Here is a 13,946-nt window from a genome sequence, read left to right on the forward strand (position 1 = left end):
TTTTCTTCCTGACTGCCGCTTTTGGGCGGCGGTCTGTTTGCTGTATTCACTTTTTCCATCCGCTTCCTTTCATATTTTTGGCTTAAGGGGCTTGACTTTTTATTTGCAGGCTTTCTTTTCATACTGGATCATCAAAATCACATGAATAAGGCCGGACACACAAAAAGAGCGGCCCGGCCTCATGGTATCTGATTTCGATTTTATAGGAATCCATGCCGCTGCTCGAAAATCAAATCAACGGCATAGATGGTTTTTAGGTAACTTGCCGTATTTGCCACGCCCCCCGGCAGGCCCTTTTCCGGGCCGGGGATGCCACAGGCTGCGGTCAGCTTTACCGCATCATAGCCCTGCTTGTGCCGTCGCTTCGCCAGAGCTAACGAACACAGAAGGGACTCCCCCCAAGTCTTTGACGGGTCGTGAGAAAGTATCATTATACCCTGTATCAGTCATCGCGTCTGGCCTGCCACAGCCAGATCAATAGATAGCGTAGATCGCTCGGACGGCTGGGTTTCATCACCTCCTTAAAGCCGCCTGTCATCGCGCCGCTCCATTTGCCGCTCGGAATACAGGGAAAGTACCTAATGGCACCGTATATGCAGTTTTCAAGGTCCAGATGAAGGGCTGGGAGCTTGTCTGCATATACAGGTGGGTGTGGCACCGTTGAAGGTTCTCACTCACCGAAATGGCATTGTCCCCCAAAATTGTCCTTCTATAAGTCGTGACATTTTCGGGGGTACATTTGTAGGGGGGTTAGAAATTTTCTTCTAAAATTTTTTCCAGACGCCGAAGCCCGCGCTGAATACTTTCATAGACAGCATGGAGAGAAACACCTTCCATCTTGGCAATATCCATCAGTGTAATGCCGAGAATATAATGAGCGTACACACGCTGGCGCTGTTTTTCCGGCAGCGAAGAAATAGCTTGGTACATCCGTTCTTCCTCCAGGTGCCTTTCTACGAACTCCTGCAGCGTTGGGGTAAAAAGAACAGCTTCGCGTTCAATATCATCCCCATAATCAAGAGAAAGGAATGCCTTATGCCGGTATGTACGGCGGCGGTAAGCCATTTCTTTCCGCTGATATTCTATCAGCACATCCACGACCTCATCGGGCAGGCTGATAAACAGATCCGTTTTATATATTTCCGGGTAAAATTCCCGCAGATTGATTTCTTTCATGGTAATCCTCCAATTTCGATTTTTGAGTGGGTTAATGGGCAAATCGAAATCAGAGGGGCGGTGATCTACACCGCACAAGTCCGGCGGCAGGCTTGTCCTGCGCCTTATCTGTAAAAAGGAGCGCCCACCGTACAGTGGTAAGCTGCGCCAGTCGTGTTCCGTCACTATCTGGCGGAGCAGAATGGAAAATGCAAAATCCTGTCGAATGGATAAACCCCGCAATCCATCGCAGGATTACGGGGTTTGAATCTCTTTTATATGACCGGCTATGTCGAGGCCGGTATTCTGACCTCGGCAGCATTTTCCATGCCCTCCTTTAGTGAAGGAGAGCAGAGTTACCTATTATGTCCACCTCCCTCATTTTGGGGCATTATATAGGGATAAATGCTATAATTCTTCCAGAAGTGTCACGGATTTACTGAATTTAATCAACAATATATGACAAAATCAGGCGTTATCCACACAGAAGAAAAAGCGAAAATTTAAGAGTGCGGCAGGGAATACCGCACCCTTTCTATATTTCAAATTTATAGCCCGCGCCATAGACGCTTTTCACATAATCCGGCAAGTCAGGGGCAACCCGGAGCTTCTTTCGCAGGTTGCTTATATGATTGTTGATCGCTTTCCGGGAATAGTAGGTGTAATCCTCATGCCATACCAGATCCAGGAGCATTTCATAAGTGAACACCCGTTTTGGATTCAGTATGAGCAAAGCAAAGATTTCAAATTCCTTGACCGTCAGCGGAATTACCTGGCTCCGCACGGTAACAAGGCGCTGCTCCAAGCAGAAATATAAATCACCTTCCCGGACTTCTGTCAAGGGTTGATCGGCCTGCGGTGGGATAAAATACTGGCCTCGAAAGAGTGTTGTACAGGAGACATCAGCCGGAATATTGCCAGCCTCATAGTCACGAACAAACTGAGCCAGTTCCTTCTTTTGGATAGCAGAAAGCAGGGTAAACAGCTTTTCACCGATCTGCCTGCCGGAATCTTTTAAGTCCAAAACGGCTAATTTCTCATAATTATACCTTCTTTCCATATCATATATTTTTGCTTTGCTTTCTCTTTCACACTGAATAGCAAGAATAGCAGACTTGCCAAATATTATTATTACTTGTTATTACTATCTAATGACCTATACTTTCCCAAATTTCCCTTGCTCTGATAAAAAGCAACCAGGGAATAAACACACACAGTTATAATCCAAAGACCAATTCCCAACAAAAATACAAGATTATTGTTTTGCACAAACAAGACAAGTAAACACTGAATAATCCCAAAAGGAATTGCCGTGTATCCGGCAAACCGATGCGTTTTTTGCCAGCATAGTTTATCCTTTAAAATCCAAGGCAATTTGAGCCCAATACAGCTACGATAAGGCATTTGTGGTAACAAATTCCCGACCAATACCATTAAGCCTCCCACGATAAGCACTATGCCTTTCATGTAATTCATCTGCAAACCACAGTATTTAGCTACCGTGACAAAATAGAAAAGAAAAATTCCAAGCCCCAAGAGGTTAATCGCAGTCAGAGTAACATCATTTCTCACTTTGTTATCGCTTTTGGAGATTTTATGAGGGAAAAATGCCACAATAGCTAACGCCAACAAAAGAACGAAACAAATCCCGATAAAAACCCAGCGGGAAGAGCTTTGCATGAACAAAGGGATTTCACTGGGAAGGTACTTAAAGCACAGAACCGTCCCTATGATGAATATAATCAAGAATATCATATTCAGGCTTCTATATAGTTTCATTGTCATTTCCCTCTTTTCCTGTCGATTTATTCGTATCAAAAAAATCTAAAAATGCGCCTAAAGTTGTTTGCAATACAGAAGCATTCAGGGAATAAGTAACGGACATCCCCGTCCGTTCGCTTGTCACTAACCTTGCTTCTTTCAAAATGTCAAGATGCTTTGATATGGCAGGCTTTGAAATTGTAAAGTTTTCAGAAATTTCTTTCGCTGTCATATCACCATTCGCAAGCAACTTTAGGATTTGTCGTCTGGTATCATCAGATAGAGCTTTGAATACAGTAGTCATCTAAATGAATCTCCTTTCTCAATAATACTGTATTCATTTTTTCTTGCGCGTAAATTGATGGTAAATCAAATACGGAACCGGCGTAAGCAGCAGAATAAAATACTTGCTTGCATACCATCCTGCCTCACCATTTGCATCAAAATGGAAAGGTATCTTGTCTGGAAGAAAAAATGTTGCCACAAACAAAATGACAAAGGCTCCGATCAATAGCACCACAAGGATCAAGTTCTTCTTACTCATAGCTTCTTCCTCCTTTTGATTGATTGACATATTTTGAAAGGCAATTACTCTTGATATGAAGCAATTCCTTTACACACAAGTAAAATTAGAATACATACACTGCACAACAGAAAGGTTATAACGCCCCCGGCAGGGAATCCATTCTGAAGCATTTTTGCAACCGCAAATATATATCCTATTGAAATTGCGATGCAAAGCAAAATGGATAAAACCACATTAACATTCTGCTTAATCGCTTCTGTTTCATTTGTCCATTCCAATTTGGGCCGCTTCATGTCGATCCATACTCCGATCAAGTTCCATAATGCTGCAAATGATATGCCAACAAGAGCAATTACTCCAATCTGGATAAGGCCATAGTGAAAGTAAGCCTTAAATATGAAGCAATTTATGATAATCCCCATCATCGAGATACTTGTAGAAAACAGGGCTTTCACAAACGCTTGCTGCTTTAATGGATACGGAATAATCTTCGCTATCCAGAAACTTGCGCCCTCTCTGGAAAAACTGCTGGAAGCCACTACATTGATTGTGGATGTAAGGACTATGACCGCAATCGCAAATAATACCGCATAGAAGGAAAATTCCGGGGCAGATACCAAACGTCTTATTTGTTCTATACTTTCTGCAGTTGCGCTGATCCGGAAAGACAGCGGCAGTAAAAAAGGGGTAATAAAAATCCCAAACAATCCATTTATGACATATACTGGATTACGGAAAAAAGTCTGATACTCTTTCTTAAAATAACTTCTCAGCTTTGGCAATGAGTTGAATTTCGTCGCCGTTAGGCGAATCCGTCCCTCTTTATCATAGATGGCATATTTCTTTCCGATTACAAGATAGCTCAAATAGTAATAGCCACCGATAAATACCGCAACAAGTATCATGCAGAGCAGTTTTAGTGCGGGGTGAAAACCGATATACTGATTATAGAATGGGAATGGTACAATGAAATCATTAACCCAGTTCAATAAGTCTCGTTTTTCATCTATTTGTCCATTGGATAATAGACTGCCAATCATGCCGCCCGCAAAATACACTATGATTCCTGCAACCACCAGCAGTGTCCTCATGCGTTTCAGAAGCATGGCAAATTTCAAGCATATTGTCACAAGAACCGCCAAAGGGAACACAACAACATGAGGAAGTATTGCTGCCGCAGAGATGTATGTGATTATTGCAGAAGTTTCTCCCATATATTGTGTTTGAATTATACACACGGGAAGCAGCAGTAAAATTTCAATCCCATAGCAAAACAAGATTACGGTAATGTACTTGCCTGTAAAAATGTCGCATGGCCTCACAGGAAATAGCAACAAGTGTTCTGTATCCTTTGAAAAGCAGAAAACATTGACCAGCAGGAAGGCGCTCGCGATTGAAAGTATCATTGCCACCACAAACAGTGCAAGCCGACAAAACAATGCTCCCAGCCCCAACTCGGAAAGTCCATCATAAAGCTGTCCCAGCATTTGGAAATAGTAGTAATAGAACACGCCTATAATACTTAAAACAAAGCAACTCAGCACAATAACGTAGGCGTCAGGGCGTTCTTTTAATTTGTATCGGAAGTTCAAAAAGCTAAAATTGATCTTACTGATTGCTTTGCTTAATTGAAAGATCTTTGCCCACCGGTACATCATTAACCACCTCCATATAAATATCCTCTAAAGAAGTTTCGGAAGGGTTATCTCGAAGTTTGATTGTTTTCTTAATCATGCCAGCTTGCATAATGACGATTTTATCACATAGGTTCTCACAAATTTTCAATATGTGAGAGGAAAACAGAACCGATTTTCCGTAGGACGCTCTGGATTGAATCAATTTCTTCAAGACCTGAACCGCTTCTACATCCAGTCCCGTCATCGGCTCATCTAACACCCAAAGAAGGGGATCGTTCACCAGTGAAGCTATAATAGCAATTTTCTGCTTTGTCCCATGAGATAATTTTTTGATAGGTCTGTTCAGATATTTTTCAACCTGAAACGCCTCTATCAGCGGAGTATAAATTGTGCCTCTTGTTTTAGAAGGTACTTCGTACATATCCGCTATAAAATTCAAATACTCCTTTCCCGTAAGATTGTTGTATATATCGTGGCTGTCAGAAACATAGCTGATTTGTTTCTTGTATTGCATGGGGTTCAGCTCCAGAGAGTAATTACCAAGGCAGATAGAGCCTTTTTCAATCGGTAGTAATCCCAAAATCAGCTTTAAGGTTGTGGTTTTTCCAACTCCGTTTTTCCCCAACAGGCCAACGATTTCTCCATCCAGCACAGAAAAAGTGAGATCGGTCAGCACAGGGACTTGTGGTTGGTAATGAAAAGACAAGCTGGACACATTCAACAAGGAGAACACCTCCTTCATAGCTTTTAACCTTTTGGTTAATTGGTTGTTTTCAGTATAGCATCATATTTGAAAAATGTCAATACACGAAGTAGCCTCTGGCTATGAATTTATTTTGCAATTCTTTTTTCATATATAACAAGAGGCTATTTATGCAGTAAAACAAATACGAAAATTTAAGGGTGCGGCAGAGAATACCGCACCCTTCCTATACTTCAAATTTATAGCCCACGCCATAGACGCTTTTCACATAATCCTGCAGATCTGGGGCAATCCTGATTTTCTTTCGCAGGTTGCTTACATGGTTGTTGATTGCCTTTCGGGAATAGTAGGTGTAGTTCTCATGCTATACCAGATCCAGCAGCATTTCATAGGTGAACACCCGTTTTGGATTTTGTATAAGCAAAGCAAGAATGTCAAATTCCTTAACAGTTAGCGAAATCATCTGGCCTCGAACAGTAACAAGGCGCTGTTCCAAGCAGAAGTACAAATCGCCCTCCTGGATCTCTGTTAATGGCTGATCTGATTGCCTTGGAATGGAATACTGACCATAAAAGGCAGGATAGCATGGAGAAAGGACACTATCAGATTCAGAATTTTTACTTTCTGAATGGACAGTACGCATAAAGAACATTTCAGGAATATGGTAGGCAACCGCATGATGCAGTAGCGTTATGCGGTTGTCTGTCTGCTAACCTGGCTGTATTCCGGGGAAAAATCAATTTCGCCAATGAAATTGTAATGCACGTCAATCCGCTGGGTGCGATGGCCGCTGGACTTGTCCGGGGCGTGGACAACGATCTTTTCCACAAACTCGCGTAACAGGGCCGGGGTCAGCTCCGTCGGCGCGGTGTACTTCCGCACAATCTTCAGAAAGCTCTGCACATTGACGGCCTGGGTTTCAATCGTGTTTACAATAGCCTGCAATTCCTTTGCGGACTGCTTCAGTTCCTTCTGCTCTTTCTCGTAGCCCCCGGATAACTTTGCAAACCGCTCCGCGCTCAACGCCCCCGAAACACGATCTTCATAGAGCTGTTGAATGATACGGTCAAGCTCACTGATTCGCCGCTCCTGCTTTTCCAGCTTGCGCTTGGCCTGCTCCTGCTCTGCCCTCTGTACGGCGGTCTTGTTCTCCATCACGCGCCGCACAAACTCGTTCTCGTCCTCCTGGGCGTAGGCAACAACACGTTGGAGATTTTGGAGTACAAGCTGTTCTAAAACCACGGCCCGGATATAGTGGGCAGTACATTTCTTTCTTGACTGGTAGTTTGAGCAGATGTAACTCTCCTGCTCTTTCGTCAACGTAATGCTGCGGTGGTGGTACAGCTTCGCGTCGCAGTCCGCACAATAGGCCAGCCCGGAGAACAGCCCCATTTCTCCCATCTTGGTTGGACGGCGGCGGTGTTCCCGGCTTTTCTGCACAATCTCCCATGTCTCCTTGTCGATAATCGCTTCATGGGTGCCCTCAAATACCGCCCATTTATCCGGCGAATTGATGACCGTCTTTTTGCTCTTATAGGAGAGCTTGGTGGTTTTGAAATTGGTTGTCCGGCCTAAATAGGTGTCCTGCTCCAAAATGCGCTGGACGGTCGCGGCGTTCCAGCGGCAGGGGTCGTCCGGAAAGTAGCGGCTTGTCTGGCCCGTGCGCTGAAACGTGATTGTCCCAGGCGTCGGGATTTCCCGCTCCTTCAGCATCCGGGCAATCTTGCCGGGGCCGTTGCCCTCAACGCATAACTGGAAAATCAACTCCACCACAGGGGCCGTTTCCTCGTCCACCAACAGATGCCCGTCCTCGCCCTTTATATAGCCGTAGGGGGCGTTTACTGCCAGCCGCTGGCCCGACATACCTTTATTGCGGAATACCGCCCGTATCTTCTTCGAGGTGTCCTTGGCGTACCACTCATTTATGATATTTCGGAACGGGGTAAAGTCGTTACCCATCTGATCGTCGCTGTCTACTCCGTCATTGACGGCGATAAAGCGGACGCCCATCTCAGGGAAGCGGATTTCCGTATATAGCCCCACCTCCAGATAGTTGCGGCCAAACCGGGACATATCTTTGACAATCACCATATTGACCAGCCCAGCCTCAATATCCCCTATCATATCTAAGAATCCGGGGCGCTTGAAATTTGTACCCGAAAATCCGTCGTCTTTATAAATCTGATAACGGGAAATATCATGGTCTTTGCAGTATTTGGTGAGGATTTCGATTTGGTGCTGGATGCTGTTGCTGTCCCCCTCGTTCTCGTCGTCGCGGGAGAGCCGGACATAAAGGGCTGTCCATTTTTTGCCCTGGTTATTGTACTGCCTGTTCATCATAGCCTCCAATCCGGCAGTCACCATTTCTTGTCCTTGTGACACTTATATTATACTAAATGTCAAGGAAAACGTCAAATTTTCGACAAGTTTTTACTGCTTTTTCCGCTTGGTTTCCTTGTCAAGTAAACGCTTTATTTTTTCTGAAACGGTGACACCCTGGGGGGCAAAATACCCGCCTACTATGTAGGTCGTATTGCCGATCTTAATCTCCGTCTTTATTCCCGGCTGTGCCGTTCGGATTGCATTTGCCATTTGTCAAGCACACTCCTTTGTGAAATGTGTCCCACCGTGAGACGTATTTCCAATGAAAAATGCGTCTCACGGTGAGACGCATTATCGACAAATTTCGCACCGTCGGGCGGTGCTGTATTCAGTTGTTCACGATATAAAGCAAAGGCAGGTTCAGACGGCGGCTGGCAAAGCCGCTCCATAGGATTTTTCGTGCCTCCCCCCATTCCCGTGGCGGGGCGTCCTACGCTGTGACGCATAGCCGACGCAAGTATCATCATGCCTGTATGCGGTTCGTGGCCCGCTGCTGTGCCATAGCTGCTTTGCGGCGCTGGCCTTGTTCGCTCCGTCCTCCCGATGTCCTGCCTCCTTTCACGGGGGAGTCTCCCTGCGTACCCGCCGCCCGGCTCCGCGCATACAGAATGTATCTGATTGCCCTATTCAGTTGTAGTGGTATAGGCCATTTCCGGCCCGCAGGGATGCGTCCTGCCGCACACGGCGCACTCCTGCCAAACGGAAATGTTATGGCATAAAATCATCGGGCGGCTCTCTGAATTGGAAACCGGCGATAGCTCTGAACAGTGCGATTTCTGCCTGATAGCGGAGGTCATCATCCACATAGGAGCGTTCTTTTCCGTATTCGTCCGTGTAGTGCCTCTGGCATTTGCTTGCGATAAAGCCCGCAAAATGCCGAAACACAAATTCGACAGCCTCGGTGTCAAATTTTTTGGCTTCTTGGATAACGGCAAAAGGGACTAATTTCATGATGTGTCCTCCATCAATTCACGCAGCCGCCGTGTAGCGGCTTTTCGCCGTCGGGAGACGGTTGGGCGGCTCATATGTACCAGCGGCGCAATTTTTTCGTCTGTCAGCTCTCTGAAAAAGTAAAGCAACACGATTTCCCGGTCTGCGGGCATCAAGTGGGACAAAGCACAGGACAGCTTTGGATCATAAATAGGGATGTTTCCTCCATGAACGCAAAAAATTTGATGCGGCTTCTCTACCTGAATCATCTCATCATCCTCTGTTGACAAGGCGTACAATATCGCATCTGTCAGTGTGGACAGGGACTGCTCCACTTCTCCCCGCGCGTCTTTCCGATTTCGTTCCTTTTTGATGGCGTTGAGGACAGATTTCATGCAGTAAGATTCAAATATCATTTCGTTAAATCGTTCAAATCTTTTCATAAGCAAAACTCCTAATTTGTCCCTCTACTCCTTAATATCCGTGAAAATCGGATTTTGCTCATTATCCGCAGGAACACCCAAAACTTCCGAAAAGGTTATATAAAGCGACATTTTTTGAAAATGCGTCTCACGGTGAGACGTATTTCTTCGACAAATTTCGAGTAATGTGTTATGCAAAGAGCGGGACGGCAAGAACCGTCCCGCTCTTAAATGAGATTATGCGGATCTCCACTTGCTTAAAGTTTTTCCATCCACGCCTGGAAAAACTTTTCGATCCCCACCGTAGCTCCGGCCAGCCCCACATGGGAGGTCGGCAGGTTGTACTGACTGCAATATTGCTGTACCAGCGCTCTTGCCTGTGTCAGTGTAGAAGAAAAACTTTGGACAAGGCCGCTCTTATTTCCAGTATTCAGCTTGGAGAACAAGTCAGCAATATTCCGTTCGGTTTTCACCGCATCCCGATTGCTGGAGGTTCCGGCAGCGTAAGATACTGTTTTCACCCAGGCGTCCGCCTTTTCAAGCTGTGCCATACCCCTTTCATACAGCCGGTCGATGCCTTTGGAGAACATCTGCCCAATCGCTCCTTTTTCGCTGCCATAGTAGTTACCCAGGGATTTTGCAATTCCCATTTCTGCAAACGCCTCAATGTTATGGCCGGTCAGGGAGCCGGAGGTCATCCCGCTAAAGGACTCCGACAACTCCCGCCCTGTTTTCTGCATCTCAAGAAGCTGGGAAATAGAAACCTCTCCGCCGCCCACAGTCAGGGTGGTCTTTACCTTGCTCAAATCCGGCGATCCGCCGTCCTTTATCTGCTGGGCCAGTTCCCGAACCACCGCCGTCATCTGATCCTGCATACGGTTCACGTCCGCCTGGGTGTAATCCCCGTCGGTGAAGAAGTCCAGCGTGTCCCGGACAAAATTCACATCGTTAATATTACGGTGGCGGAATACCTCGTTTCCGCCAAGGGCGGTGTACTCCTGAGCGGCGCTGAACAGGAAATCCGTCTCGCGGTAGAAGAAACCGTGGGTAGCTCCGCCGGATGCAGCTGACTTGTTCGCGTCCTCAGCAGTAAAAACACCGGGCTGGATCGTCTCGATAATAAACCCCATACCCTTATTCTCCACAATGGTTTTGCCATCATAGGAATCCACCCGCTTGCCGCCAAGCTGGGGTGTCAGGTCGATGGCCTCATCCCGGTGCTCCCGCCAATATTCATTGGCCCGTTTCTCCTCCTCTTTCCAGCGTTCCGCCATGGCATCGCCGGTCACTTTTTCGCCACGTTCGCCCGTGGCGGCGGGGGTGCTGCTGATATGTTTGACAAAGGGGCCTTTAAGCGCATCTGGGTGGAGCTGGCCCGAAGGCAAAATTGTTGGCATAGACATAATGAAATCCTCCTAATTAAAAATATAGCTATGAATAACTGTCCAAAAATCGAAATTTATTCTAACAATAGAGTTCCGTTTTTGAACCTTTCCGAATAATCCAAAATCTCTTCTTTATCAAGCATCGGCTCGGAACTTACTCCCTCAAAAATAATTTTATCATTTCGATATGTGAACCGAAAAAGAACATCAGGCTCTTTCTTAAACTCTACAGAAATTATCCATTCGTTATAGCTAAGAATTCGATTTAAATAAGAGTGCTTTATTATTATCTCACTAACATCCTGTGCGGTGTAACCTCGATTTTCAAGTTCAGCATAAGTGTATGTTTTAATGAATTTCTTCACCACAAAGACGTTCAGGTTAAGCGCAAAAACAATTACCACTAAAACAACAACGCCTATAATGAATGCCTTTTTCTTCTTCACCATCATTTCACCTCCGCATCAAATCGCGATTTGTTGCTCTAAATTATATCGTGGTCAATTTCTGGTTCAACCTGTGGTATGTCAAATTGTCAAAGTCTCTGGCAAACAACACAAAAAGTAAAGGGGACTAAATTGATAGAAAACGGAGTTTACTCTGCGTCGTTGCCAATACTCTGTTTGAACGTGTTCCAAATCCTATTGCACAGCCTTGTATTAAGCGCGAATATTTACCGATGTCTCAATAGATGGGGCCGGTTGAGAAGATTTCATTTTTGCGGGATTACTGGCGATAAAGGCTTAACAATATAACTCACTTCAAACTTATCTAAATCAGAGATTGTAGCCCTCCCAGCGTTCAGAGCAATTACTACATCTTCTTGACTGCCATCCTCATAGTGAACAATAACATAATGGCTATATATCCCACTGAAATAGTATTCGTTGTCGCTATCTTCAAAAAACTTTTCCTCTGCCATATCATAGGGAAGCCCCTCAGATTTTGTCCGGTCAACAATATTTTCAATATGATAGTTTGGCTGTTCAATGAAAGTTGTCCCGGTTCCATCTGTACTGTCTCCATCTTGCAAATCTCTGACAGTGATACGCTCAATCTCCGCATTTTTGTGGTAATACACATTTACCAAGGTGGTATCATCCACCTTCCAGAAGTAGGCGTACTCTCCAGGCAGTTCGCCGTCAGCCTTGCCCCACGCTTTTTCCAGGTCTGCCAGCGTACAGCCTTGCACCTGCTGGATTTGCTCACCGCCCCACTCCGCACCGTTCTCTGCAATCTCTGCGAGAGATGGTATCTGGCTTGCTCTGGAACACGCACAAAGGCTTAGTGCCAGAGGTAGCACAAGAATAAAAGCAATGATTTTTTTCATATTAGTGCCCCCCCCTCAATCCTGCTCATTAAGCTCGAATATCTACCGATGTCTCAATAGACGGAGCCGGTTGAGAAGATTGCATTTCTGCGCGGGCCTCCATGCGCCTGTTAAGACAGAGTAAAGCTATTTTCATATATATCTAAAAATTCAGGAATAAATCTTGCTTGTTTTTCTGCCTCACTGTCTCCTGCCATCAAAAAAGCACATTGTTTGTACCCGTCATAATTTGTTTCTGTTAGCGGCCCTAAATTAAATTCTTTTTGTACTAATTCTATTCCATCAGAATACAACTCAACAAATACTGCAAAGGCTGTATTTGGCTCCTTAAAGACCGCATATCCATAGCTGTTTGCACCAATATCAAAATACTCACTACGTTCGAGGAAAGATTCAATATTAACATTTCCCTTTATGTTGCCTTGTCCTACCACATATTCTTGGGAATATAGTAGTTTGTTGCTCGAATTATTTTGTAAAAAGAAAATACACGCTAAAATCATCACAAAACATAAAAGTACGGATATGATAAGGAGCTTTCGGTTTTTAGTCATATTTTCAATGCGCCTACTATCCATAAAAGATTGTGGAAGCCCTTATTCACTGCTCATGGCACAAGAATCCAGCGGAAAACCTTGGAAAACGCTTTCGGATAAACAGGTAAATAAGGTAGCCGCACATTGCCCCAGCAGTATTCAAAATTATATCGTCAACAGCAGTGTTTCGCATGATAAAATACTGCGCTATTTCAATAAATGAGGACATTCCAAAGCCAATGATTGCAGACCTTTTCCAAGTGGCACCTCGGAACAACAGCACAGGGAATAAGCCAATAGGGATGAATATTGCTAAATTCCCAAAAAAGTTAATCAATGTTACAATAAAGAATACCGGCCCCTTAAACAAATCTTCCAGGTAGTCTTTGAAAACAGTAAACGGAACCAAACTCAGCCCGGAATGCCATGTGGGTCGCTCAATCAATATACGGAGATGTCCCCACATCCCACTTGTATCCTCCCAAATATATGGCGGCCACAGCGTCAAAGCTAAAATTCCAAAGATGGAAACGACAAAAAGAATTAGAGCTATTTCGCGCTGTTGGGAGGACTTCAACTTCATGGCAGTCAAAGCCTTTATTCTATATGGCTTAAAGCAAAGAAAGACGATTACCGCCGGAAAACATATTGTTGCAATTTCCAAACAATATAGTTTTAATGTTGTCATACTTTCACCCCAAAGACTATGTTACGCTTAAACATCCAGGGGGTGCGCTTTTTTCGGTGTCCTGGATTTTAGAATTTTTCCCACCTCTGACGGTCATAGCATAACTTGTTGCCGCCGATACACCGGAAATATTCACGATACTGCCCTCCTTGTTGAGAGAATTTTATTCTCCCTTGTCCCGACACTTACCAATCTGTTCAAACGCCTCCAAAAGCCGCTGATATGAGCCAGACATAGAATTGCAAATTTCCTTTCCTTTTCCATCTTTGTCTTGTGAATACGAAAAATCTTTACAATACTGAGCACAAGCCCGGAGGAGCTTTGTAAAGTCGCCTTTCTCTTTCCCAAACGGCCATGCTTCCAGTCCAGAGTCCTTAGAACCTGTTTAGTATCTAGCCAACCATCCGGTCCAGTGATAAAATAGAGGGGATGAGGGGGGAAGACAGGTGAGGAAAAGCTATCCAAGTGACATCAGTCGGAAACAATTTGAA

General features: G+C 44.9%; 17 protein-coding genes and 1 pseudogene. All 18 read right to left on the reverse strand.

Going from position 1 to position 13,946, the window contains the following annotated elements:
- Positions 1 to 200: 200 nt before the first annotated feature.
- Positions 201 to 431, reverse strand: a complete 231-nt coding sequence (locus U8U68_RS20610; protein WP_322204175.1) for a hypothetical protein — start codon at positions 429 to 431, stop codon at positions 201 to 203.
- A 319-nt stretch (positions 432 to 750) separates the two neighbouring features.
- A complete protein-coding gene (locus tag U8U68_RS20615; protein WP_322204177.1) occupies positions 751 to 1,176 on the reverse strand; it encodes an RNA polymerase sigma factor in 426 nt (141 codons plus the stop codon).
- Positions 1,177 to 1,690: 514 nt separating this feature from the next.
- A complete protein-coding gene (locus U8U68_RS20620) occupies positions 1,691 to 2,179 on the reverse strand; it encodes a winged helix-turn-helix domain-containing protein (protein WP_322204179.1) in 489 nt (162 codons plus the stop codon).
- A gap of 107 nt (positions 2,180 to 2,286) precedes the next feature.
- Positions 2,287 to 2,934, reverse strand: a complete 648-nt coding sequence (locus U8U68_RS20625; RefSeq protein WP_322204180.1) for an SdpI family protein — start codon at positions 2,932 to 2,934, stop codon at positions 2,287 to 2,289.
- The gene (locus U8U68_RS20630; RefSeq protein WP_322204182.1) at positions 2,921 to 3,220 is read right to left on the reverse strand and encodes an autorepressor SdpR family transcription factor; all 300 of its coding nucleotides are present in this window, start codon (positions 3,218 to 3,220) and stop codon (positions 2,921 to 2,923) included. Before U8U68_RS20630 ends, U8U68_RS20625 begins: the two co-directional genes overlap by 14 nt.
- Positions 3,221 to 3,253: 33 nt before the next feature.
- The gene (locus tag U8U68_RS20635) at positions 3,254 to 3,460 is read right to left on the reverse strand and encodes a DUF1648 domain-containing protein (RefSeq protein ID WP_322204184.1); all 207 of its coding nucleotides are present in this window, start codon (positions 3,458 to 3,460) and stop codon (positions 3,254 to 3,256) included.
- Positions 3,461 to 3,504: 44 nt separating this feature from the next.
- The gene (locus tag U8U68_RS20640; RefSeq protein WP_322204186.1) at positions 3,505 to 5,100 is read right to left on the reverse strand and encodes a permease-like membrane multi-spanning protein; all 1,596 of its coding nucleotides are present in this window, start codon (positions 5,098 to 5,100) and stop codon (positions 3,505 to 3,507) included.
- Complete coding sequence (locus U8U68_RS20645; RefSeq protein ID WP_367575870.1) at positions 5,051 to 5,794, reverse strand: ABC transporter ATP-binding protein; 744 nt, start codon at positions 5,792 to 5,794, stop codon at positions 5,051 to 5,053. Before U8U68_RS20645 ends, U8U68_RS20640 begins: the two co-directional genes overlap by 50 nt.
- Positions 5,795 to 6,008: 214 nt before the next feature.
- Positions 6,009 to 6,434 (reverse strand): annotated as a pseudogene (locus U8U68_RS20650) (winged helix-turn-helix domain-containing protein).
- A 38-nt stretch (positions 6,435 to 6,472) separates the two neighbouring features.
- A complete protein-coding gene (locus U8U68_RS20655; RefSeq protein ID WP_322204202.1) occupies positions 6,473 to 8,119 on the reverse strand; it encodes a recombinase family protein in 1,647 nt (548 codons plus the stop codon).
- 93 nt (positions 8,120 to 8,212) lie between these two features.
- Complete coding sequence (locus U8U68_RS20660) at positions 8,213 to 8,374, reverse strand: hypothetical protein (RefSeq protein WP_023347536.1); 162 nt, start codon at positions 8,372 to 8,374, stop codon at positions 8,213 to 8,215.
- 498 nt (positions 8,375 to 8,872) lie between these two features.
- Positions 8,873 to 9,115, reverse strand: coding sequence for a helix-turn-helix domain-containing protein (locus U8U68_RS20665; RefSeq protein WP_023347535.1), 243 nt, complete (start codon positions 9,113 to 9,115; stop codon positions 8,873 to 8,875).
- On the reverse strand, positions 9,112 to 9,537 hold the full coding sequence (locus tag U8U68_RS20670; RefSeq protein WP_322204190.1) for a sigma-70 family RNA polymerase sigma factor: 426 nt from the start codon (positions 9,535 to 9,537) through the stop codon (positions 9,112 to 9,114). Before U8U68_RS20670 ends, U8U68_RS20665 begins: the two co-directional genes overlap by 4 nt.
- Positions 9,538 to 9,773: 236 nt before the next feature.
- On the reverse strand, positions 9,774 to 10,919 hold the full coding sequence (locus tag U8U68_RS20675) for a hypothetical protein (RefSeq protein ID WP_322204191.1): 1,146 nt from the start codon (positions 10,917 to 10,919) through the stop codon (positions 9,774 to 9,776).
- 56 nt (positions 10,920 to 10,975) lie between these two features.
- Entirely contained in the window at positions 10,976 to 11,353 is a 378-nt protein-coding gene (locus tag U8U68_RS20680) for a hypothetical protein (RefSeq protein WP_322204193.1), read from the reverse strand.
- A 260-nt stretch (positions 11,354 to 11,613) separates the two neighbouring features.
- A complete protein-coding gene (locus U8U68_RS20685) occupies positions 11,614 to 12,231 on the reverse strand; it encodes a hypothetical protein (RefSeq protein ID WP_322204195.1) in 618 nt (205 codons plus the stop codon).
- 110 nt (positions 12,232 to 12,341) lie between these two features.
- The gene (locus U8U68_RS20690) at positions 12,342 to 12,785 is read right to left on the reverse strand and encodes a hypothetical protein (RefSeq protein ID WP_322204197.1); all 444 of its coding nucleotides are present in this window, start codon (positions 12,783 to 12,785) and stop codon (positions 12,342 to 12,344) included.
- Between the two features lie 46 nt (positions 12,786 to 12,831).
- Entirely contained in the window at positions 12,832 to 13,455 is a 624-nt protein-coding gene (locus U8U68_RS20695; protein WP_322204199.1) for a VanZ family protein, read from the reverse strand.
- Positions 13,456 to 13,946: the final 491 nt, after the last annotated feature.

Origin of the sequence: Acutalibacter intestini (assembly GCF_034334985.1) — a bacterium.
GTDB lineage: Bacteria > Bacillota > Clostridia > Oscillospirales > Acutalibacteraceae > Acutalibacter > Acutalibacter intestini.